Here is a 21,314-nt window from a genome sequence, read left to right as displayed (position 1 = left end):
TCGGCCACCATGTCCGATTTCGGTCGCTCTTTCCGCCTTGCGACACAGCCTTAATTCGGGTTCGAATTGGGGATAAATTATGCGGACGTTCAGAATGTTACGACGATTTCCGGGTGTTGAGGAAGACGCTCGCGGCGAGATTAAGAAGGGGCGTTTTTCGTGGCGTTGAAAGCAATCAAGGCGGGCGTCAGGAACGAGAGCGGCATCGCCGCGGTCAAGGCACTTCTGGCGGCGCGCTTCGCAGATCGATTCCAGACGGGCGCGGCGATCCGCGCCCAGCACGCCAACACGACGACCTACATTCCCGCGCAACTGCCGGACGCGGTCGTCTTCCCGGAAAATGCTGCCGAGGTGCGCGAAATCGTCGAACTCGCCAGCACACATCGAGTGCCGCTCATCGCCTTCGGGGCGGGGTCCTCGCTCGAAGGCCACGTCAACGCGCCTCATGGCGGCATTTCGGTCGACATGATGCGTATGAACCGCGTGCTCGCCGTAAACGCGGAGGATCTGGACTGTACGGTCGAGCCCGGCGTGACGCGGGAGGAGCTCAACACCTATCTGCGCGACACCGGGCTGTTCTTTCCGATCGACCCGGGCGCGAACGCCTCGATTGGCGGCATGACCTCGACGCGGGCGTCCGGCACCAATGCGGTGCGCTACGGTACGATGAAGGAAAACGTGCTCGCCGTGACGGCGGTCGTGGCGGGCGGCCGTGAAATCAGAACCGCCCACCGGGCGCGCAAATCCTCGGCCGGCTATGATCTGACGCGACTCTTCGTCGGTGCCGAAGGCACGCTCGGGATCATTACTTCGGTCACCTTGCGCCTCCAGGGGATACCGGAGGTGATTTCCGGTGGCGTCTGCCCGTTTCCGACGATTGCCGATGCGTGCAACGCCGTGATCCTGACGATCCAGTCCGGCATTCCGGTCGCACGCATCGAGCTGCTAGACGCACTGCAGATGAAGGCTTGCAACGCTTATTCCGGCTTGACCTACGAGGAGACGCCCACGCTGTTCGTCGAATTTCACGGCAGCGCGGAAAGCGTCGAGTTGCAATCGCGCCAGTTCGCCGAAATAGCGTCGGAATTCGGGTCTACAGGTTTCATCTGGACGACCAATCCGGAAGAGCGGGCGCAACTCTGGAAGGCGCGGCACAACGCCTATTGGGCACAGAAGAGCCTGATGCCCGGGCGGGCGATCCTCGCCACCGATGTCTGCGTGCCGATCTCGCGGCTGGCCGATTGTGTCTCGGCAACGCACGAGGACATCGCGGAGCACGGATTGATCGCACCGATCGTCGGTCACGCCGGCGACGGCAATTTTCATGTCGGGCTGCTTTTCGACGACAAGGATGCGGCCGATGTGGCGCGGGCGGAGGCCTTCGTCGAGCGGCTGAATGCGCGGGCGCTGTCGATGGACGGCACCTGCACGGGGGAACACGGGATCGGGCAGGGCAAGATGCCGTTTCTCGCGGCCGAGCTCGGCGAAGCGCTGGATCTGATGCGACAGATCAAGCGTTCTCTCGATCCGGACGACATCTTCAATCCAGGCAAGATTTTTGCCTGACGCCGGCAGAATGGGTCATACCCGCAAAGCAGAGGCGCGAACGAACTGATGGGAATGTGACACGGTGCTGGCGCGAATCCTGGTTACTATCGGCGGGCTGCTGGTTGCTGCGCTCTTTGCGGCGCTGATCGCACCGTTGTTCATCGACTGGACCAGCTTCCGCAACGACTTCGAGCGCGAGGCGAGCCGCATCATGGGCAAGCCGGTGGTCGTGCATGGCAGCGTCGACGCGCGGCTCATCCCCTTTCCGACGGTCACGCTCAACGACGTGCGTGTCGGAGCTGCGGACGGCGGACCGCCGCTGATCCAGGTAGCGCAATTTTCGATGAGTGCGGAGCTCGCGCCCTTCCTGAGCGGCGAGGCGCTGATCTTCGATATGCGGCTCGACCGGCCGAAGGCGAGAATCCGGCTGCAGCCGGACGGCACGCTCGATTGGGCGCGCGGCACCCGCTCGGCGATCCCCGCCACGACGGTCGTCCTGGAGAAGGTCGAGATCGTCGACGGCGAGATCGAGTTCGTGGATGAGCAGACGGGGCGCACGCGCCGCGTCACCGATCTTTCGGCAGCCCTTTCGGCGCGCTCGTTGGCCGGCCCCTGGAAGATCGAGGGACGTGCGGCGCTCGACGGGGAGGCGGGCAGCTTCTCCTTTGCCAGCAATGTGGTTGACGAAGAGGGAGCACTGAGCCTCCGGGCGCGGCTGACACCGGATAAGCGGCCATTCGGCGTCGAGCTCGACGGCGATCTCAAGGTCGTCGACTTCAGGCCTGTCTATGGCGGCCGCTTCACGCTCACGGAAAACCGGCCTGAAAGCGAAGCCAAAGCCGGCGCGCTGCGGATCAACGGCCAGTTCCAGCTCACCAACGAAAGCATCCGCGTGCCGGAATACCATTTCGAGGTAGGCCCCCCGGATGATCCCTACATCGTCACCGGCGAGGCGACGCTAGACACCGGCAAAGACCAGAAGTTCCTGTTGATCGCCGATGGTCAGCAGATCGATGTCAGCCGCATCGGCAATTCCGGCAGCGGCGGGAAGACGGGCCGCAATCCGGCCATTTCCCTCCGCCAAAGGGTGGAAGCGATGATGGCGATCGCCGCCGATATTCCCATTCCGCAGGTGCCAGGCCGCGCAAGCCTGAAGCTTCCGGCGATCGTGATCGGCGACACGACAGTGCGTGATGTGCGCCTCGATGTCCGGCCCGACGGTGCCGGCTGGATCGTCGAAAATGCAGTGGCGCTTCTGCCAGGCCGTACGCAACTGGAGGCCAAGGGCCGGCTGAACCTCAAAGGCCAGCGATCCTTCCGCGGCGATGTCCTCGTTGCGTCCAACCAGCCCTCGGGTCTCGCGAATTGGCTGGCGGGATCGGTCGATCCCGCGATCCGCAAGCTGAAGACGGCGGGGTTCGCGGCAAGCGTCAACCTTACGGACACGCTGCAGCAGTTCGAAAGCCTGGAGGTGGCGGCCGGTCCAGCGACGCTGAAGGGCCGGATCGAACGCCAGTCCTTCGCAGAACAGCAACCCACACTGTCGCTGCAACTCAAGGGTAACCGCATCGATCTGGAGGCGCTGCGGGCGCTGGCGGGCCTCATCGCCGGCGATGCATCGACCGACACATTGCTGCAGCACGCCATCGCTGCCGACATCTCGGCCGAAACGTTTCTGGCCTTCGGCGAGGAAGCGAGCGACGTGCAGGCCGTGCTGACCATGAAGAACGGTCAATTGCAGGCGGAGCGGGTGGCGATCGGCGCTCTTTCGGGGGCTCAGCTCGCCTTCTCCGGTCGGATGAGCGGAGAGCTCGACAAACCGGTGGTCTCGGCGAAGATGAAGCTGGCCGCCAAGGAACTCACGCCTTTCCTGGAAATGATCGGAAGGCATACGGCCGGCCACCCGGGGCTGGCGCGGCTCATCAAGGCAGGCCCTTATTTCGCCGACGCGGCATTCGACGTGACGCTGACGGCGGGCAGCAAAGAAGGCAACGCGCCCGTCACCTTCGGCGTGATCGGCACCGCCAACGGCGGCAAGATCGCCGCGAGCTACCAGGCGCCGGATATCGGCCAGGCGCTCGCCGGCCGGGGCATGCTGCTCGACGCGACGCTCGAAAATCCGCAGACATCCGTCCTCCTCGGACAGGCAGGCCTCGATCCGCTGCCGTTCGACGCGGACGCCAACGGGATCCTGGCCGTCAGGCTGCAAAGTACGGAGGGCTCGAAGGCCAACGGAACGCTGACTTTCACCACCGAGAAGACGTCGCTCGGCGCCGAGGGTGTCGTCGATCTCTCGCGTGAGCGCTATCTCGAAGGGCAGGGAAAGCTGACACTGAAGACCGAGGACCTGGAGCCATATCTGTTGATGCAGGGCATAGGCCTGCCGGAGATGGGCAGCGGATTGCCTGTGACGCTCTCGGCCGAAATCGCCAGCGACCCGGACAAGATCTCGATCTCCGCCGTTGAGGGAAAGGCTGACCAGAACAGTTTCACCGGCGCGCTCTCGATCGACCGCAAGGTCCCCGGCAAGGCCGAGGGCGAGCTCGCGCTCGATGCGCTCGATCTTGGCTGGCTCGGCGAAGGTATCCTGGGGCAGGTTCAGAATCCAGCGGCCGGCGGGCTGTCGCGGGCGCCGGTGGTGCAGCCAGCCTGGACGGGTCTCGATGTGGCGCTGAACGTGACGGCGAAGCGTTTCTGGCCTGGCGCTTACGGGCCGGTGAGCGGCTTTGCCGGCAAGCTGGAATGGAAAGGCGACGAACTCACACTCAACGAAGCGAGCGGAGATTGGCTGGGCGGCAAGCTTCAGGGCCGGCTACAGCTCGGCAACGCCAACGGTTCGGGTTTCCTCCGCTCACGTTTCGATCTCAAGGGCGGCGATCTGGGCGCGGCCGGTTGGAGCCGCGCGAACGGTCCGGTGGCGACGGGCCGCTTCGATCTGGCCGTGGCGATGGAGGCCTCCGGCGCCACACCCCAGGCAATGGCTCAATCGGCGAGCGGCTCGGGCACCGCCGCCTTCAACGGCGTGACGCTCAACGGCATCAACACTGCGGCATTGTCGCAACTGATGGCCGCCGCCGATGCGATGAAGACGGAGATCTCGCCGGACGCGATCCAACAGGCTGTCGAGAGGGTTCTCTTTACCGGACAGTCGGTCGTCGGCGCCGTGAAGGTGCCCTTCAGCATAGCTGGCGGCACCGTCAGGGCGCAGAACGTAACTGCGGGTGACGGCAACGCGGCGTTCGGCGGCGAGGCTTCCTTCGATCTGCCTGCCGGCCGGATGAGTGGCGCGATCGATCTGACGTTCCGCCCGGGAGAAGAGGCGCTCGCGGGCGCCGAGCCCCGTGTCCGCTTCAGTTACGCCGGGCTGCTTGCGGCGCCGGGGGTCACGGTCGATGTGACGGACCTGTCGAATTTCCTGTCGCTCAGGGCCTTCGAACGAGAACGGCGGCGTGTGGAAACGCTGCAAGCGAATGTGCTTGAAAAGCAGCGCCTGCGCCGTGAGGCGGCGCTTTATCGGGCGCGCGCAGCCGCTCGGGAGCTCGAGCGGCTGCGAGCGATTGCCGAAGAGCGCCGGCGTCAGGCCGCCGCGGCCGAGGCTGCGCGGATGAAGGCCGAGGCAGAGGCCCGCGCAGCGGCCGAGCGTCGCGCCGCGGAGGAGGAGCGTCTGCGCATGCGGCAGCTTCCGCGCAGCGTAGGAAGACAGCAGGCGCCTGTTGCGCCACCACAGAGCATGCAGGGCAGCGGCCCGTCTCCGGGGGGCAATACGACTGGTCAAAACGTCGGCCCGCCCTCTGGGCCGAGCCTGAATTTCGACGTGCTACCCGACATCACCGTGCAGTAACGCTACTGCATGTTTCCTTAAATCGTGTCCGGCTCAGGACGTAGCTTCGCCATCGGCACGCGCCTTAACCCAGGCGAGAACATAGACGCGCAAGGCTGAGGAGAGATTCCCGTCAGGACCGCGGCCGTCGTCGATTTCGGCAATGAGCCGCGCGAGCGGTATGCCGCGGTCCTTGGCGATTGCCTTCAGCTCCCGCCAAAACGGCTCCTCAAGCGTGAAGCTGGTGCGGTGTCCGTGCAATGTCGCCGAGTGCTTGACGATTTTTTCCATCCTCGCAAACCGATTCAAGCAGTTGGCATTCCGATTCCGGAAACGACACTAAGTTCTTGCCTCGGAATCGCTTTCTGGGCTGGAGCAGGACCGTCGGGGAACTTGCACGGTCTTCTGCCCGCATCTCTGCAAGATCGATCACGGCTTCTTGCGGTCGGGAGAGCCTTCGCGCGGCGCTGCAGTGCCCGGTGATTTCTCCAGCCGGCCCTGATCGAGTGCCTTCGCGGCCTTTTCGTTCAGGGCTTTCGTCAACGCCTTCTCGGCCTTGCTGCGGCCGAAAGCGATGCGGTTCTGCTCGGATTGCTTCTCTTTGTCGGCCCGGGTTTGCTTCTTGCGGAACTGACGCAGATTGATAACGTCACCGGCCATGGCCCCTTGCCTCCCGGGCGGTCAGTTCTTCTTGCGGAAGGAATCGAGCGAGACGACGGAGGCGCCGCCGCCCTTCGGGCCGCCCTCCGGCTTTTCGGAACTCCTGTCCTCGGGGGCATCATCGTCTTCGCTGAGCGGATAGGCTGTGATTTCCGCCGATTCCGCCTCTTCATCCTCACCGGCTGGAACATCGAACTCCAGCTCGAAATTGACCGAGGGATCATAGAAGCCGCGAATCGCGTTGAAGGGGATCACCAGCTTCTCCGGCGTGTCGGAGAAGGAGAGGCCGATTTCGAAGGCGGTCTCGGAGACCTTCAGATCCCAGAACTGATGCTGGACGACAATCGTCATCTGCTCCGGATACTTGGCCTTGAGATGTTGCGAGAGGCGTACGCCGGGTGCCCCGGTCAGGAAGGTGATGAAGAAATGGTGGTCGCCGGGCAGATGACCCGTGGCGGCGACTTCGGCCAACACCTTGCGAATGACGCCCCGAAGCGCGTCCTGCGCCAGAATGTCGTAGCGTATGTGGTCCTGGCCCATATGATCCCCGTTCTCTTCAAAGTCATTATCTTGCATGATTTCTCCGGCCGGAAATCCATTCGGGAAAATCACGCAGCGATTCAAGGCGCTACACGAGACTTGCGTCTCCAAGGATGAGCGGCGACATCGTCTGCTCTTTCATTGCCCGTCCGTTTATGACGAGTCAATTATCGAGGCATCTATAGACCATTTCACGACAGGGGAGAAGGTGAAGGCTTCTGTTGCCAGGTGCCTTCGGACCCCGCCTTACGGTGCTACCCGGAAGGACTTGATTTGAAGTGCCGCACCGCCGTTAGGCAGCGAGGCGTGCTTCAGCATAGTTGTCGTTTGCAACTATTAGTTTAGCCCGATAACGGTGGTACAATGCCGAGCAAAAGGTCGATCTTTACACCCTTGTCGATCCTATTTCGCCCCCATCAAAAGCCGGCCGCTCGAAGGCCGGTTTTTGGTGGAGGCGCCGGGTACCGCCCCCGGGTCCAATGGGTTTATTGCATCGCCCGTTTATCGCCATAGCCGCCCGAAAGCGGCATCCGTCATATAGGTGCTTCCGGTGCCCAAGAAAAGGGCCATCGACAGAGAAAGTGACGGATATGTGTCAGGCTGAGGCGGTCCGCCTCAAAACGCCTTGACATGCAAGAGAAGCGTGAAAGACTTCGGCTGCTGCACGCAATTCGCGAGGAAGGGCGGCAGCTTTTCGGAGCAAGTGCAAAGTGGAGGCATCATGAGCGATTATCTCGCAGACGTGCAGAAATACGACAGCGCCGCCGACGAAGCAGTTGTCAACAAAATCGTGCGCCATCTTGGCATAGCCCTTCGCAACAAGGATTCCGCCCTCGTTTCCGCGTCGGATCCCAAGGAACTCGAGCGCGTCAAGGAAAAATGGTGCGAGAAGAAGCTCGGCGTAGATGGGGCCGAGGCGGATGCGGCGATTGCGGCGGCCGCCAAGGCGATGGCGGATGACCGCTCGAAGTCGCGCGTGACCTTCTACTATCTGGTCGCCAAGCATCTCGGCAAGCTTCAGGCGCTTTGATCGAGGGCGCGATCAGTTATGTTCCGGCTGGCGCCGGGCGCCGGCCGGGATAAGCTTCACAGTTTCCCGAAGAAACATGCGAAGAGACGTGAGTGTCGGATGCTTGGCGAGGGAGCCCGGTGCCTGCTGCCGCCGTTGAAGGGAGCCTCGGCCGCTCCCATCTCTTCTCCGGGCATGCGAAGTCAGCTTCACGGCCTCTCTCTATCCACCTGCGCCAACGCTGTCGGGCCAAAGAGCCCGGATTTCTTTCGGTAAGGTGTCGCGTACTTTTTTCGTCTGGCCAAGGTCGACGTGCCGCGCCAGCACCCGGAAGACTGCTTTCGCCGCCTCGGTCGGGTTGACCGGCCGCGTATTCTTCAGTCCGTCCGCGATCGTGGCGAGAAACTCGTCGAGTGAGCGGGTTGCCTTATCCGGCTGATGGTTGGGGCGGTATTGATCGTAATAGGCGCCTCGAACGAGCAGGGGTAGTTCCGCGCCGAGATGGGCGGCGACTTCCGGGGGGAGCCTGTCCCGCAACGCCCGCAGCACGACATTCAGAATGTGCCACGCCACTTTTCGGTCGGGCCCGTGATGCTCCATGATTTCGCCGAGCCAGATATTGGTCGTTTGCAGAGTTTTGTCGAAGACGTCGAGACCTGTCGCGCTCATGGTCACCTCCCTGGTGTTTTGCTGGAACGTTCGATCTGATTCAATAAGGCCTAACAATCGTCTGCCGAGATTGTTTCCCTTCCGTCGAACAAGCGCGTCTCTCGTCACCGCCTGCAGCAATCGGACCCATTACGGAACATTCGCGGCTGGGTGCGGTTAACCGGGAGAGCGACGACTGACCGTCAAGCGGGGGCGCCAGCAATTCAAAAGCGCAGGAGGAAGCTCGATGACCTCATCAAAGCATCCGAAGACACGGCATCCCAGTGACAAGGACCTGAAACAGGACCCCGGGATCGGCCGTAGCAAAGGCATCAAAGGACCGTCCGATTACGAACTCCTGAAACGCGGCAACACCATCGAAGGTGACGTTGCGAACGACGTAACCGCTCAGGGCGGCGCGAACCCGCGCCAGCGGGGTCGGACGAACAAATAGGAGCAAAGGCAATGGTCGGCAGAAAGACGCAAGAGCAGCAGCGGCGCATAATCCAAGGTCGCGAGGATACGTCGAATGCGGACAAGGATTTCAATGCCGAGGCGGACCTGCATCGTTCCGAGGCATTGCGGAAGGCCCAGCGCAAGGGTCGTAGCCTCGACACCGAGCAGAGCGACGCGCGCGAGCGCGATGACGATCGCGGCATGCCGCGCGGCAAAAATCAGGAAAGCAGGCACCACAAGGGTGCTGAAAACTGAACGTCCCATCCAGCCAAATGAAATAGCCGAAGGAGACGGACCATGGCTCACGCCAGTCGCAAGAACGTCGGGAAACCGGACAAGGGCAAGGGTTCTGGAAGCGGCGCCCAGACGGAAGTGAAGCAGGGCGTTTTGGGCGAAAACGACGTCCTTTCCAACAGGGACAAAGCGCAGCATTCCGATGCGCGCGGCCTGGATGAAAGGGCGGTGAGAAACGAGCAATATCAGGACCACGCCGCCAACCGGCGTCCTTCGAAGTGATCGTCGCCGGCAATACCGCAGCCGCCGAGGTGCTGCACAGGAACGCCTGTGGATTCGGGCCTGTATCCCGCAGCGCCTGTGAGGTGCGCAGTCATTGGCGGCTGCGGGCGCTCATCAACTAGGCATCAATCCGCAGGAAAACGCATCCGGACCATTGGTTCGCGCGTCGGTTCGTCCTATTTTTGAGCGGACAAACGAATCGGCGGCGAACAAGCATGCGGCAATATCTCGATCTCCTCGAACATGTGATGACAACTGGAACCGACCGCGGCGACCGCACCGGCACCGGCACACGCTCCGTCTTCGGCTATCAGATGCGTTTCGACCTTTCGAAGGGCTTCCCGGTGCTGACCACCAAGAAGCTGCATCTGCGGTCGATCATCCACGAACTGCTGTGGTTTCTGAAAGGCGATACGAATATCGCCTATCTCAAGGAGAATGGTGTCAGTATCTGGGACGAATGGGCGGACGAAAGGGGCGAACTCGGGCCCGTCTACGGCTATCAGTGGCGATCCTGGCCGACGCCCGACGGTGGCCATATCGACCAGATCGCCGCGCTTATCGAGGGCTTGAAAACCAACCCGAACTCCCGCCGTCATATCGTTTCCGCGTGGAATCCGGTGCTTGTCGACGAAATGGCGCTGCCGCCCTGCCACTGCCTTTTCCAATTCTATGTGGCGGACGGCAAGCTCTCCTGCCAGCTCTATCAGCGTTCCGCGGACATCTTCCTCGGCGTACCGTTCAACATCGCTTCCTATGCCTTGCTGACGATGATGGTGGCGCAGGTGACCGGGCTCAAAGCCGGCGATTTCGTCCACACGCTCGGTGACGCACATATCTATCACAACCACTTCGAGCAGGCGCGGCTGCAACTCGAGAGAACGCCGAAGGCGCTGCCGAGAATGGAGATCGATCCGGCGGTCAAGGATATATTTTCCTTTAAATTCGAGGACTTTCAGCTCGTCGGCTATGAAGCCGATTCACATATCAAGGCGCCCGTCGCGGTTTGATCGCGAGCCGGATCGTTGCGAAATCCGGCCTCGAGTGGATTTGTCAAAGGCAGCCCATATGTTTTGCAATCAAGAAGCGGAGCGTGGCCCGTTCGGAGGAGCCATGCTTCGGATAACCGGCTGTAGCCGGGATGACGGGAGGTTTTGATGCTGACGTTGATCCATGCGCCCTTGTCGCGCTCGTCGCGAATTATCTGGCTGCTCGAGGAACTCGGCGCCGAATACGAAATCCGCTACGTCGATATCCGCCGCTGGGACGGATCCGGCGGACCGGACGAGAACAATCCGCATCCCCACAAGCAGGTACCGGCGCTTCTGCATGATGGAACGCTGATCTGGGAATCGGCCGCTGTCGTGCAGTATCTCACGGATCTCTTTCCGGACTGCAGTCTCGGGCGGCCGCCTGGTCATCCCGAGCGCGGCGCCTATCTTTCCTGGCTTGCCTATTACGCGGGCGTGATCGAACCGACGGCGCTTGCCCATATTTCCGGCGTCACGGTCAACAACCCAGCGCTGGCGAGGCTCTATACCGAAATGTGCGCGCATGTCATCGATGTGCTGACGCGCCAGCCCTATCTCATCGGCGAAAAGATGAGCGGGGCTGATCTTTTGCTCGCGAGCGCGCTGCAATGGATGCGCAAGATACTGCCGGAAAGCGAGGTCATCGACCGCTACATTCGGGTCGTGACCGACCGGCCCGCGCTCGCGCGGGCGCGGGAAATCGACAGCAAACCGAGCGGCTTCCATGACTGAAACGAGGACCGGACCGAAGCTCGTCATCGTGGTCGCGGTTGCGACCAACGGCGTGATTGGCCGCGAAGGCGACCTGCCGTGGCGGCTTTCGACCGATCTCAAGCGCTTTAAGGCGCTGACGATCGGCAAACCGGTCATTATGGGGCGGAAAACCTGGGCTTCTCTCGGCCGGCCACTGCCCGGCCGGCCGAACATCGTCATCAGCCGCAACCCCGACTTCATCGCCGAAGGCGCCGACGTCGCGCCCTCGCTCGAGGCGGCGCTCGAGATCGCGCGGCGGCATGCGGCAGCAATCGCGGCAGACGAGATCTGCATCATCGGCGGCGGCGAAATCTACCGTCAGTCGATCGGCATGGCCGATGTACTCCACGTCACTGAAGTGCAGGCGGATGTGGAAGGCGACACCCGCTTTCCGGCCATCGATCTGGCCGTCTTCGAAAAGGTGCTGGAGGAGGACCTGCCGCGTGGCGAGAAGGACAGCCATGCGATGCATTTCGTGACCTGGCGGCGCAAAGACCGACCGGGCCGCTGAAAGGCTGGTCATTTCAGCTCTTATCCGTCTGTCGCCTACCGACAGGGCATGGGCGCCAACTATTTTAACGCATTTACCGTGAACTCGGCCGTATCGCGTTGAAAGCAATGAGGATGATACCTATAACGGGTTTCACATCGTGACCGGCCGCAATGCTTGCGGGGCGTTCAGCGAGAGAGTTCCTTTGAAGTGAGGTTTTGATGCCCTGGAGCAATCAGAATGGCGGCGGCGGCCCATGGGGCGGCGGCGGCAATCAGGGGCCATGGGGCCAGGGGCCCAATCGGCCGCGCGGCGGAAGAGGTGGTCCGCCGGATCTCGAAGAGATCATCCGGCGCGGCCAGGATCAGTTGAAGAACGTAGTGCCGGGAGGCTTCAACGGCGGCGTATTCGTCATCGTCGGCCTGCTGATCCTCGGTTTCATCCTGCTCAATTCGATCTACACAGTTCAGCCCGATGAACGCGGCGTCGAGATGCGCTTCGGCAAGCCGAAGGAAGAGATCTCCATGCCCGGTCTCCACTACCACTTCTGGCCGTTCGAGACCGTCGAGTTCGTCAAGGTGACTGAGCAGCAGCAGAATATCGGCGGTCGCGTCGGCGGCCAGTCCAACGCCGGGCTGATGCTGTCCGGCGACCAGAACATCGTCAACGTTCAGTTCTCGGTTCTCTTCTCCGTCACCGACCCGAAGGCCTATCTCTTCAACGTTGAGAATCCCGCCGACACGCTGCAGCAGGTTGCCGAAAGCGCCATGCGCGAGGTCGTCGGCCGGCGCCCGGCGCAGGATATCTTCCGTGACAATCGCCAGGCGATCGCCGCGGACGTGAAGAACACGATTCAGGCGACGATGGATAGTTATGGCGCCGGCATCTCGGTCAACACGGTTGCCATCGAGGATGCCGCGCCGCCGCGCGAAGTCGCCGATGCGTTCGATGAGGTGCAGCGCGCCGAACAGGACGAGGACCGCTTCGTAGAGGAAGCCAACCAGTACGCGAACCAGGTGCTCGGCAAGGCGCGCGGCCAAGGTGCGCAGATCCGTGAAGAGGCGGCCGCCTACAAGGACCGCGTCGTCAAGGAAGCCCAGGGTGAGGCGCAGCGTTTCATCTCGGTTTACGACGCCTATGCCCTGGCCCCCGAGGTCACGCGCCGGCGACTTTATCTCGAAACGATGCAGGATGTTCTAGGCAAGTCGAAGAAGGTCATTATCGACGAGAAGAACGGCCAGGGAGTGCTGCCCTATCTGCCGCTCAATGAAATCGGCAGGCCCGCGCAGTCGGGAGGTACCCAATGATCAACAATCGCAGTTCAATCATCCTGATCGTCCTGGCGGCGGCTCTCGTCATAATCTATTCGTCGGTATTCGTGGTCACCGAGCGCCAGCAGGCGATCGTCGTGCGCTTCGGCGAGATCCGCGCCGTGAAGAACGAGCCGGGCCTTTATTTCAAGCTTCCCTTCGCCTTCATGGACGCCGACCGCGTGCAATATGTCGAGGACCAGGCGCTCCGCTTCGATCTCGACAATATCCGCGTGCAGGTTTCCGGCGGAAAGTTCTACGAGGTCGACGCCTTCGTGGTCTACCGGATCGCAGACGCCCGCCGCTTCCGCGAAACGGTTTCGGGCGATCGCGAGTCAGCCGAAGCGCGCCTTCGCACGCGTCTTGATGCTTCGCTTCGCCGCGTCTACGGCCTCCGCGGCTTCGAAGCGGCTCTTTCGGATGAACGCGCTTCGATGATGCGCGAGGTGCGGACCGACCTCAGGGCGGACGCGGAGTCGCTCGGCCTGAATATCGAGGACGTGCGCATCCGTCGCACCGATCTGACCCAGGAAGTCTCGCAGCAGACCTTCGACCGGATGAAGGCCGAGCGTCTCGCCGAAGCCGAACTGATCCGTGCACGCGGCAATGAAGAGGGCCAACGCCGGCGCGCCATCGCCGATCGCCAGGTGGTGGAGATCGTCGCTGAAGCCCAGCGCGATTCGGAAATCCTTCGAGGCGAGGGCGAGGCTGAACGGACGGGGATTTTTGCGGACGCCTTCACACGCGATCCCGGCTTCTTCGAATTCTACCGCTCAATGGCAGCCTATGCGCAGTCGATCGGCAATCCGGACACAACCGTGGTGTTGTCGCCGCATTCGGAATTCTTCCGTTATTTCAACAGCGCAGATGGGGCGACGCCACCGGCGCCGCCAGCCGCGCCAACGGCGCCTGCCACCGGAGATTGAGCGGACGATGTCCGATTTCCTGACCGGGTTTGCATTTTTCCTGATCATCGAGGGGCTGGTGTACGCACTGGCCCCTTTGGTTCTTGTAGAATTGGCGAAACGTTTGCCGTATGTCCCTGAGCATCAGCTCCGAATGGCCGGATTGACATCGGTGGCCGTTGGCGTCGGACTAGTTTGGTTGCTTCGAGGATAATGCGAAATGCCACATAAACTGCTGATCCGGTTGGTCGATGCCGAATATGCGATTACCCGCCTGAACATCGGGTCCGCTATTCCGGAGTGGCTGCCCGGGCCGGGGTTCTGGACGGTGTCGAGTTCCCGCGAGGAGATGACGCTCGTTTGTCGCGCCGCCCGCGTCCCCTCAAGCGTGCAGAGTTCTCTCGGCTGGCGCTGCTTGCGTATCGAGCAGCATTTCAGCTTCGACGTTCCGGGCGTCCTCTCGTCGGTGCTGCGGCCGCTTTCGGAGGCGGGGGTCGGTGTCTTTGCCAATTCAACCTTCAGCACCGATTATGTCTTCGTCGCCGGCTTCGATCTTGAAAAGGCGGTGCAGGCGCTGAAGGAGCACGGACACGAAATCACCCCTTGAATGCTGCGGCGGCAGCGTCTCAGCCGATCAGGAAATCGTGTCTGGACGCTTCGGAATTCCGCCGTATCTTCAAGGGAAAGTCGTCTGTTGCACGGGCCGCCGCTGCCGCAGTGTTCCTTTATAGGAACCGGCCGAACGCCGGATATTTCGCTGCGGCGAAGCAATGATCGTGCGATAATCCTTGGCTGCCATAGCCGGCGTGATGCAAAGGAAATGATAGGAGCCTAGCGACTTGTCAAAACGACCCGAAATCTTCCGCGGCATCGTGCTGGGTGCCGCGATGGCACTGCTCTTCTCCAACACCGCACTTGCGGAGACAGCGACATCGTTGCCGCCGGCCGGTCCACCGTCCGTCGCCGAACTCGCGGAAGGTCTCCTCGATGCTGTGGTCAACATATCGATCTCACAGAACGTCAAGAGCGACGACGACAATGCACCGATGCCGCAGGTGCCGGAGGGCTCGCCGCATCAGGAATTCTTCGACGAATTCTTCAGAGGGCAGGGCGAGGGTGGTCGTCCTCGCACGGTCAATTCGCTCGGCTCCGGTTTCGTGATCGATCCGACCGGCTACATCGTTACGAACAACCACGTCATCCAGGACGCGGACGACATCGAGATCAACTTCTCCGACGGCACGAAGCTCAAAGCAAAGCTTGTCGGTACCGATACGAAGACCGATCTCGCCGTCCTGAAGGTCGAGCCGAAGAAGCCGCTCAAGGCAGTTTCCTTCGGCGATTCGCGCAGGATCAGGATCGGCGACTGGGTGATGGTCGTCGGCAACCCCTTCGGCCTCGGCGTCTCCGTTTCCGTCGGCGTCGTTTCGGCCCGCGGCCGCAACATCAATGCCGGCCCTTATGACAGCTTCATCCAGACGGATGCCGCGATCAACCGCGGCAACTCGGGTGGACCGCTGTTCAACATGAAAGGCGAGGTCATCGGCATCAATACGGCGATCCTTTCGCAGACCGGCATGTCGGTCGGCATCGGCTTTGCCGTGCCGACGGAGCTCGCCGTCAACGTCGTCAATCAGCTCAAGGAATTCGGCGAAACGCGGCGCGGCTGGCTCGGCGTACGCATCCAGCCGGTTACGGACGATATCGCCGAGAGCCTCAAGATGGAGATGCCGCGCGGCGCCCTGGTTTCCGGTATCATCGAAGGCGGGCCGATCACGAAAGGCGAGATCAAGCCGGGCGACGTCATCATCCGCTTCGACGGAATGGATGTCGCGGAGATTCGTGATCTCATGCGCGCCGTCGGCGAAAGTCCGGTGGGCAAGGCGGTTGATGTCGTCATCATCCGCGACGGCACGGAGCAGACGGTTCGCGTGACGCTCGGCCGGCTCGAGGATGGCGAGCACCTTGCTGCCAGGCAGACCGAGCAGCCGAACGGCGAAGGCGCCAAGCCGGGCGAACCGCCGGCCGCACAATTACCCGCGAGCGATACCGTGCTCGGCATGAAACTCGCGGTCCTCGACGCCGACCGCCGCAAGAGCTTCGGCATTGCAGAGGCGGTCAAAGGCGTCGTCGTCACCGAAGTCCAGCCCAACTCGCCCGCTGCCGAACGTCGGCTCGAGGCCGGCGACGTCATCGTCGAAGTCGGCCAGGAGGCGATGACAACGCCGGAGGACATCACTGCGCGTGTCGAGGAACTGAAGGCCGACGGACGCCGCAACGCCCTCCTGATGATCGCCAGCAAGACCGGCGAGCTGCGCTTCGTGACGGTGCGGATGGAGTAGGCGAGGGCGAACTCGGTCGCGTCTCATATGCGTCAGAGGCGGCGAAACCGTTCTGTGAACCATTCCCTCGAAAGGGACCGGTCCAAGCCTGTTTGCTCCCATCCGTGTGCGGCATTCAGCTCATGGTAGCTCACGTCGGCCTGGGCGACCCTGAACTGGTCGACGAGCACCTGCGCGTCGCCCTTCTTCCGCCGTTCATCATTTGCACCTGCCAGGATGAGTACGGGATAGTGCTCGAGATTGGGAAATGGTGTCTGCGGATCGGGCGATTGCGGTCGCAGCAGAATTGCGCCGGACGTGAACTCGCTTCGACGGCAAACGACGGCGGCGGCTATGATCGCGCCGTTCGAGTAGCCCGCGAGGATCGGAGGCTGGGCGAAGTCATACCTTCTCGATATCCCATCCAAGAAAACGCAAAGCCTTTCACTGCCGGTTGCCATTTCGGCATGGTTTAGGCTGCGATCGGGATTGCGTCGAAAGAAAGTGAAACCTTGTTCCCATGCGATCGGGCCACGAACAGAAAAGCAGGTGGAATGGGGAGCGATATGTTGCGCGAAATTCGTCCAATCCGTTTCCCTTCCGCCGCTACCGTGAAGTAGGACGACCGGGGGCTCGCCGGAATCCTTTGCTGTAAGGTCGAAGTCAAAGCCTTCCAAATGCAGCATGGCGCCGTCCGATTCTCGTGTACGCCTATTAACTAAACACGTTCTCGCGCTCTCGCGGAGTCTTCAGCCTGCGCGCCGGAGAGCGCACGTCACCGGTCGGCGTGGCGCTTCCAATCTTCGGCCGCAATCACGTAGACCGCGTGCCGTTTCAGGTGCGGATGCGTGTCCGGCACGCGCGGGTGATCGAAGTCGCGGGCGGGGTCCGGGCGCATGCCGATGCGCTTCATGACGGCGATGGATCGGGTGTTTGCCGGGACGGCGAAGGAGACGATCTCGGGAAGTTTCCTTTGAGCGAAGCCGTGCTCGAGAAGGGCGAGCGCCGCCTCGGTCACGTAGCCCTCGCCCCAATAAGGCACCGCCAGGCGCCACCCGATCTCGATCGTGCCATCCGGCAGATGCGGCTCGAGGTCGGTGCGTGCCAATCCGCAAAAGCCAAGGGGCGCGTCGCTCTCGCGAAGCGCGAGCGCGAAGAAACCGAAACCGGTCTCGCGAATGTCGCGGTTGTTGCGGTCGAACAGTGTATCGGCCTCCGCACGGCTGCGGCGGTGCGGGAAGAATTCCATGACCTTCGGATCGCTGTTGATCTCGGCGAAGAGATCGCGATCGCTCTCGCGCCAAGCGCGAATTCTGAGCCGCTCCGTTTCGCAGATGATCACGTCACGAAATCCGTTTTGCGATAGCCCTGCAGGTAGAGGAGGGCAGTAAGGTCACCATGATCGATGCGGACCTTGGCCTGTTCCGCGACAATGGGTTTGGCGTGCAGAGCGACGCCGCTGCCCGCAAGCTGCAGCATGCCGAGGTCATTGGCCCCGTCGCCGACGGCGATTACCTCGGCAGTCGAGATGCCAAGCCTTTTGGAGATATCAAGCAGCGCATCGATCTTGGCCTGCTTGCCGAGGATCGGATGGGCGACTTCCCCGGTCAACGTCCCGTCGTTTTCGATGAGCACATTGGCGCGATTCTCGTCGAAGCCGAGCTTCTCGGCGATGGGGCCGGTGAAGACGGTGAAGCCGCCGGAGACGAGGGCGGTGTAATAGCCCTTCGCCCTCATGGTGGCGATCAGTTCGCGGCCGCCGGCCGTGAGCGTGATGCGCCTCGCGATGACGTCGCTGATGACCGTGGTGGGCAAGCCCTTCAGGAGCGCTACGCGTTCGATGAGCGCCGGCTCAAAGGCGATCTCGCCGTTCATGGCGCGCGCGGTGATCGCGGCCACCTTTTCCTTGAGGCCAACCTCGGCGGCGAGTTCGTCGATGCATTCCTGACCGATCATGGTCGAATCCATGTCGGCGATCAGAAACTTCTTGCGGCGCGTCTCGGCATCCTGCACGGCGACGTCGATGGCCGCACCGTTTACAGCCGTCCGCAGCTTCGCTTCGGCTTCGCCGGCATCGGTACCGTCCACCAGCGCGATGTCGCAGGCAATGCCGTCGGCAAGCCAATAGAGGCCGGAAGCTTTCACCGCCTCAGCCGCCGCCTCCGCCAAGGACGGCGTCAGAACAGGATTTGACGGATTGGCGATAAGCGTGGCAACGAGAGCCATGATGCGAGACCTTGAACGAGATATGGACGCGATCCTGATAACCGGGCCGACCGCCAGCGGCAAGTCCGCGCTTGCGGTGAAGCTCGCCCGGCGGCACGGCGGCGCGGTGATCAACGCCGACAGCATGCAGGTCTACGACACGCTGAGGGTCTTGACCGCACGCCCGGACGAGGCGGACATGGAGGGCATCGAGCACTTCCTCTACGGCCATGTGCCGGCGGGGCAGCCCTATTCGACCGGCGCCTGGTTGCGCGAGGCGGAGGCGCTGGTCATGAGATTGCGCGGCGAGGGACGGTTGCCCGTCTTCGTCGGCGGCACCGGTCTCTATTTCAAGGCGCTGACGGGCGGCCTTTCGGACATGCCGGATATACCCGCGCCAATCCGCGCGCGGCTGCGCGAGCGGCTGAAAGAGATGGGGCCCGAGCCGCTTCATGCCGAACTTGCAGTCCGCGATCCGGAAACGGCCGCCCAACTGCGGCCGAGCGACGGACAACGGATCGTGCGGGCGCTGGAAGTGATCGAAGCGACGGGCAAGCCCATCCGGCTCTTTCAGAAAGCCCGAGGCCCGATGATCGTCGATCCTGACCGGGCTCAGAAGATCGTCGTGCTGCCGGATCGAAAGCTTCTCCATAGCCGCATCGACCGCCGCTTCGAGGCGATGCTTGCAAGCGGCGCAGTGGAGGAGGTGCGCGCGCTCCTTGCGCTCAAGCTCTCTCCGGACGTGCCGGTGATGAAAGCGATCGGCGTCCAGCAGATCGCCGCGATGCTGAGGGGCGAGATGAGCGAGGCGGATGTGATCGTGACCGGGGCCGCGGCGACGCGCCAATATGCGAAGCGCCAGATGACCTGGTTCCGCAATCAGCTCGACGAAAGCTGGCAGCGGATCGAGAACCCGAACGAACTGATGTAGCGAACGCTCAACTGATGCCATGCTCCTTCAGCACGGCCTCCTCGTCGCCGCTGATCCAGCCGAAGATCTTCGGCTCGCCGTCGCGCATCTGGACGAGGTAGTGAACTTCGAAATCGATGCTGACGTCCGGACGGTCCTTCACATCGTAGATGGAGCGCCAATCGACGCGGACGAGGAAATGGAGTGCGTCGATCGGCGTGATGCTCGTCTTGCGGATCCTCAGTTCTTTGGTGCCGATTGCGCGGTAGCGGGCATAGCCGCTTTCCATCGATGCTTTCAGGTTCTCGTCGTTCTTGCCGGTCATCACCCCGGCCGGGGAGGCGGCTATGAAATCCGAGGCGAAGGCGAAGGCCGTCGCGCCGACGTCCATTTCGCCGGCGAGCACCCGATTGGCCATGCTTTCGTAGCGCTCGAAAAAGCGCCGGAGTGTTTCTTCCATGGTTGTCTTCCCGATTTCGACCCCGGATCAAAACGCCTGCCGCGGTCGCCGGTTCCGCAGGATCAAGGGGCCGGCGTCTGCTGGTGCTGTATGAGCTTCCAATCTGCTCCGATCGCCCGATAGGTCGAAGGGGGAGTGCTCATGTCACGCGAGCGCATCCGGAATCGTGTATTCGAAGAAGAGATCGCGCTCCACGCGATTGAACTTTTCCCATTCGGCGTCGCTGACGTCCTCGGGCCTGTCCACGTGATCGATGTCGCTGCGGAAGACGCGGCCGCGCGCTTTTTGCTTCAGTCTCGTCTCAATAGAGCGGCGTGGGTGCTCCCAGTTCTTTTCCTGTGTTGCCCAGCCAGCGTTGGCGGGAATCACGGCGACGAAATCGTTCTTAAAGACACCTTGTCCTAGCCAGGAGATATTGGGGTAGTCCGCATCGACGCTGCCGTCGAGTGTTGCGTTGTGGCTGCCGTGATGACCGGCCTTGTAGAAGACTGTACGGCCGAGAAGCTCCCGCGCGGTGACCGTTCTGCCGCCGACGGTCCAGTTCAGCGGCGCCCAGGATATCCAGTTGCCGCGTTGGGCGTCGCCGGTGAAGAGCAGCACCTTGCCGGTCAGCGGAAGTTCGATCGCGATGACCAGACTGGTATTGTTCACCTCGTTGTTCAACCGCAGCGCCAGCGACTCGGAGCCTGCCAGCCATTCATTGTCGACCTGCCGCCAGGCCTGCGCGAAGCCGCGTTTTCCCTTCGCGCCGTAGCGGCTTGTGAAGAATGTTTTCATGAAGGGATCATGGCCTTTCTCGACATCGCGGCGCGACATGCCGAAGCGCGGATCGAAGCTGCGCGGAGCATCTTCCGGTTCGCCGACCATCGTCGCCGCCAGGAGGCTGAGCGTGAGGCTGTCCGCCGAGAGCTCGAAGGCTTCCTCGCCCCGCGGCTCCAGTGAAAGCAGCAGCTCGAGATCGCGCGGGGGGCCAAGCGCATAGACACGAACGCCGTCGACGCCCTTGAGGCTGTGGGGTTCCCGATTGGGCCGCAGGAAAAGCGGCTCGCCTTCGATCCTGTCGCGCAGATATTTGATCGCGCGCTTGTTGGTGATCCCCTCAATTGCGAGTTCGGCCTGCTCGCGGGCCGAAAGCGCCGGATGGCGCTTGCGGATCTTCTCCAGCCGCTCGCGAAGTTCGTCGGCGGCATCCTCGCCGGTCTCAAAGGAGAGGAGGTCGCGCAGCATGGCGCGCTGTGGCGATTGCGCAGCAAGCCCGGCGCGATCGAGCCGCTCGTCTGCGCCCATCAGCGCCAGCAGCGTGTCGTGGAAATGCGCGCGCACGGCGTTGGCGAGGTCGTCCTCGCCGTCCTCCGTCCAGGCAAGCCAGAGTTCGCCGATCTCGATCGCGTCGAAGCACGGCTTTCCCGTCTCGGGATCCTTCTTCGCGAAACCGTTGACGTGGTCCATGTGCTCATGCGTCACGAGCACGACGTCGAGACGGTTGGCCGTCGCCTCCGCAATGTCTGCGATCACCTTGTCGATCGTCTGTTCCGGCTTGATCTCGGAATTCGTCCACAGGCCGCAATCGATCAGCATATGGAAGGCCGAGCCGTCCGCCTTGCGCGTCGCGAGCAGGAAGCAGTCGCCGTGTCCCTGTCGATACATGCGCACGGTGATGCCGGACTCGGGTGCCTGCATTCTCGGCATTTCCTTCTCCTCGACTCGATTCGAGCAACCACTTTTCGGCAAG

At 62.3% G+C, this 21,314-nt stretch carries 24 protein-coding genes and 1 other RNA gene; 15 read left to right on the top strand and 10 right to left on the bottom strand.

Annotated elements, in window-relative coordinates; genetic code table 11:
• Window positions 1–159 precede the first annotated feature (159 nt).
• Together M728_RS10055 and M728_RS10050 are read left to right on the top strand one after the other, a co-directional pair.
• On the top strand, window positions 160–1,566 hold the full coding sequence (locus M728_RS10055; RefSeq protein ID WP_026621649.1) for an FAD-binding oxidoreductase: 1,407 nt from the start codon (window positions 160–162) through the stop codon (window positions 1,564–1,566).
• Window positions 1,567–1,630: 64 nt separating this feature from the next.
• Window positions 1,631–5,389 (top strand): AsmA-like C-terminal region-containing protein, encoded by a 3,759-nt coding sequence (locus M728_RS10050; protein ID WP_026621650.1) that lies wholly within the window; start codon window positions 1,631–1,633, stop codon window positions 5,387–5,389.
• Window positions 5,390–5,422: 33 nt separating this feature from the next.
• Here the strand turns inward: M728_RS10050 and M728_RS10045 are convergent, their stop codons facing one another.
• The 4 genes from M728_RS10045 to ssrA all read right to left on the bottom strand — a co-directional run bounded on the left by M728_RS10045 (window position 5,423) and on the right by ssrA (window position 7,135).
• Window positions 5,423–5,659 (bottom strand): ribbon-helix-helix domain-containing protein, encoded by a 237-nt coding sequence (locus M728_RS10045; RefSeq protein ID WP_034883957.1) that lies wholly within the window; start codon window positions 5,657–5,659, stop codon window positions 5,423–5,425.
• Window positions 5,660–5,797: 138 nt separating this feature from the next.
• On the bottom strand, window positions 5,798–6,028 hold the full coding sequence (locus M728_RS10040; RefSeq protein ID WP_026621652.1) for a DUF4169 family protein: 231 nt from the start codon (window positions 6,026–6,028) through the stop codon (window positions 5,798–5,800).
• A gap of 21 nt (window positions 6,029–6,049) precedes the next feature.
• The gene (locus tag M728_RS10035; RefSeq protein WP_026621653.1) at window positions 6,050–6,568 is read right to left on the bottom strand and encodes an SspB family protein; all 519 of its coding nucleotides are present in this window, start codon (window positions 6,566–6,568) and stop codon (window positions 6,050–6,052) included.
• Between the two features lie 207 nt (window positions 6,569–6,775).
• Window positions 6,776–7,135, bottom strand: a transfer-messenger RNA (tmRNA) gene (gene ssrA / locus M728_RS10030).
• A gap of 154 nt (window positions 7,136–7,289) precedes the next feature.
• On the opposite strand from ssrA, the gene M728_RS10025 reads away from it, so the two are divergent.
• Window positions 7,290–7,598, top strand: coding sequence for a DUF2853 family protein (locus M728_RS10025; RefSeq protein WP_026621654.1), 309 nt, complete (start codon window positions 7,290–7,292; stop codon window positions 7,596–7,598).
• Between the two features lie 201 nt (window positions 7,599–7,799).
• Here M728_RS10025 and M728_RS10020 read toward each other — a convergent pair whose 3' ends face one another.
• Window positions 7,800–8,246, bottom strand: a complete 447-nt coding sequence (locus M728_RS10020) for a DUF2267 domain-containing protein (protein ID WP_026621655.1) — start codon at window positions 8,244–8,246, stop codon at window positions 7,800–7,802.
• 226 nt (window positions 8,247–8,472) lie between these two features.
• On the opposite strand from M728_RS10020, the gene M728_RS10015 reads away from it, so the two are divergent.
• The 11 genes from M728_RS10015 (at window position 8,473) to M728_RS09965 (ending at window position 16,028) form a co-directional block, all read left to right on the top strand.
• Complete coding sequence (locus M728_RS10015) at window positions 8,473–8,679, top strand: hypothetical protein (protein WP_026621656.1); 207 nt, start codon at window positions 8,473–8,475, stop codon at window positions 8,677–8,679.
• Window positions 8,680–8,690: 11 nt separating this feature from the next.
• A complete protein-coding gene (locus M728_RS10010; protein WP_026621657.1) occupies window positions 8,691–8,936 on the top strand; it encodes a hypothetical protein in 246 nt (81 codons plus the stop codon).
• 42 nt (window positions 8,937–8,978) lie between these two features.
• Window positions 8,979–9,197 carry a hypothetical protein gene (locus tag M728_RS10005; RefSeq protein ID WP_026621658.1) on the top strand — a complete coding sequence of 73 codons (219 nt, stop codon included), beginning with the start codon at window positions 8,979–8,981 and terminating at the stop codon, window positions 9,195–9,197.
• Window positions 9,198–9,412: 215 nt separating this feature from the next.
• Window positions 9,413–10,207, top strand: coding sequence for a thymidylate synthase (locus tag M728_RS10000; protein ID WP_026621659.1), 795 nt, complete (start codon window positions 9,413–9,415; stop codon window positions 10,205–10,207).
• 147 nt (window positions 10,208–10,354) lie between these two features.
• Window positions 10,355–10,960 (top strand): glutathione S-transferase family protein, encoded by a 606-nt coding sequence (locus M728_RS09995; RefSeq protein WP_026621660.1) that lies wholly within the window; start codon window positions 10,355–10,357, stop codon window positions 10,958–10,960.
• A complete protein-coding gene (locus M728_RS09990; protein WP_026621661.1) occupies window positions 10,953–11,492 on the top strand; it encodes a dihydrofolate reductase in 540 nt (179 codons plus the stop codon). The genes M728_RS09995 and M728_RS09990 overlap by 8 nt, the downstream gene beginning before the upstream one ends.
• A 200-nt stretch (window positions 11,493–11,692) precedes the next feature.
• The gene (gene hflK, locus M728_RS09985; protein WP_026621662.1) at window positions 11,693–12,778 is read left to right on the top strand and encodes an FtsH protease activity modulator HflK; all 1,086 of its coding nucleotides are present in this window, start codon (window positions 11,693–11,695) and stop codon (window positions 12,776–12,778) included.
• Window positions 12,775–13,707, top strand: a complete 933-nt coding sequence (gene hflC / locus M728_RS09980) for a protease modulator HflC (protein WP_026621663.1) — start codon at window positions 12,775–12,777, stop codon at window positions 13,705–13,707. The genes hflK and hflC overlap by 4 nt, the downstream gene beginning before the upstream one ends.
• A gap of 7 nt (window positions 13,708–13,714) precedes the next feature.
• Entirely contained in the window at window positions 13,715–13,900 is a 186-nt protein-coding gene (locus M728_RS09975; RefSeq protein WP_026617725.1) for a DUF2065 domain-containing protein, read from the top strand.
• Between the two features lie 6 nt (window positions 13,901–13,906).
• A complete protein-coding gene (locus M728_RS09970; protein ID WP_026621664.1) occupies window positions 13,907–14,293 on the top strand; it encodes an ACT domain-containing protein in 387 nt (128 codons plus the stop codon).
• 232 nt (window positions 14,294–14,525) lie between these two features.
• A complete protein-coding gene (locus M728_RS09965; protein WP_026621665.1) occupies window positions 14,526–16,028 on the top strand; it encodes a Do family serine endopeptidase in 1,503 nt (500 codons plus the stop codon).
• A 32-nt stretch (window positions 16,029–16,060) separates the two neighbouring features.
• On the opposite strand, the gene M728_RS09960 is transcribed toward M728_RS09965, so the two are convergent.
• The 3 genes from M728_RS09960 to serB all read right to left on the bottom strand — a co-directional run bounded on the left by M728_RS09960 (window position 16,061) and on the right by serB (window position 18,233).
• Window positions 16,061–16,693: an alpha/beta hydrolase gene (locus M728_RS09960; RefSeq protein ID WP_026621666.1), complete on the bottom strand. Its 633-nt coding sequence runs from the start codon at window positions 16,691–16,693 to the stop codon at window positions 16,061–16,063.
• Between the two features lie 89 nt (window positions 16,694–16,782).
• Window positions 16,783–17,349 (bottom strand): GNAT family N-acetyltransferase, encoded by a 567-nt coding sequence (locus tag M728_RS09955; protein WP_026621667.1) that lies wholly within the window; start codon window positions 17,347–17,349, stop codon window positions 16,783–16,785.
• Window positions 17,346–18,233 carry a phosphoserine phosphatase SerB gene (gene serB, locus M728_RS09950; protein WP_026621668.1) on the bottom strand — a complete coding sequence of 296 codons (888 nt, stop codon included), beginning with the start codon at window positions 18,231–18,233 and terminating at the stop codon, window positions 17,346–17,348. The genes M728_RS09955 and serB overlap by 4 nt, the downstream gene beginning before the upstream one ends.
• On the opposite strand from serB, the gene miaA reads away from it, so the two are divergent.
• Window positions 18,232–19,143 (top strand): tRNA (adenosine(37)-N6)-dimethylallyltransferase MiaA, encoded by a 912-nt coding sequence (miaA, locus tag M728_RS09945; RefSeq protein WP_026621669.1) that lies wholly within the window; start codon window positions 18,232–18,234, stop codon window positions 19,141–19,143. The two genes, serB and miaA, sit on opposite strands and share 2 nt — an antisense overlap.
• Before the next feature lie 7 nt (window positions 19,144–19,150).
• On the opposite strand, the gene M728_RS09940 is transcribed toward miaA, so the two are convergent.
• Entirely contained in the window at window positions 19,151–19,582 is a 432-nt protein-coding gene (locus M728_RS09940; protein WP_026621670.1) for a hypothetical protein, read from the bottom strand.
• 144 nt (window positions 19,583–19,726) lie between these two features.
• A complete protein-coding gene (locus M728_RS09935) occupies window positions 19,727–21,271 on the bottom strand; it encodes an MBL fold metallo-hydrolase (protein ID WP_026621671.1) in 1,545 nt (514 codons plus the stop codon).
• Window positions 21,272–21,314 lie beyond the last annotated feature (43 nt).

This window comes from Ensifer sp. WSM1721 (genome assembly GCF_000513895.2).
In the GTDB taxonomy this organism is placed as follows: Bacteria; Pseudomonadota; Alphaproteobacteria; order Rhizobiales; family Rhizobiaceae; genus Sinorhizobium.
Note: the sequence above shows the minus strand (reverse complement) of the source record. Positions and strands in the feature narration are given on the sequence as shown.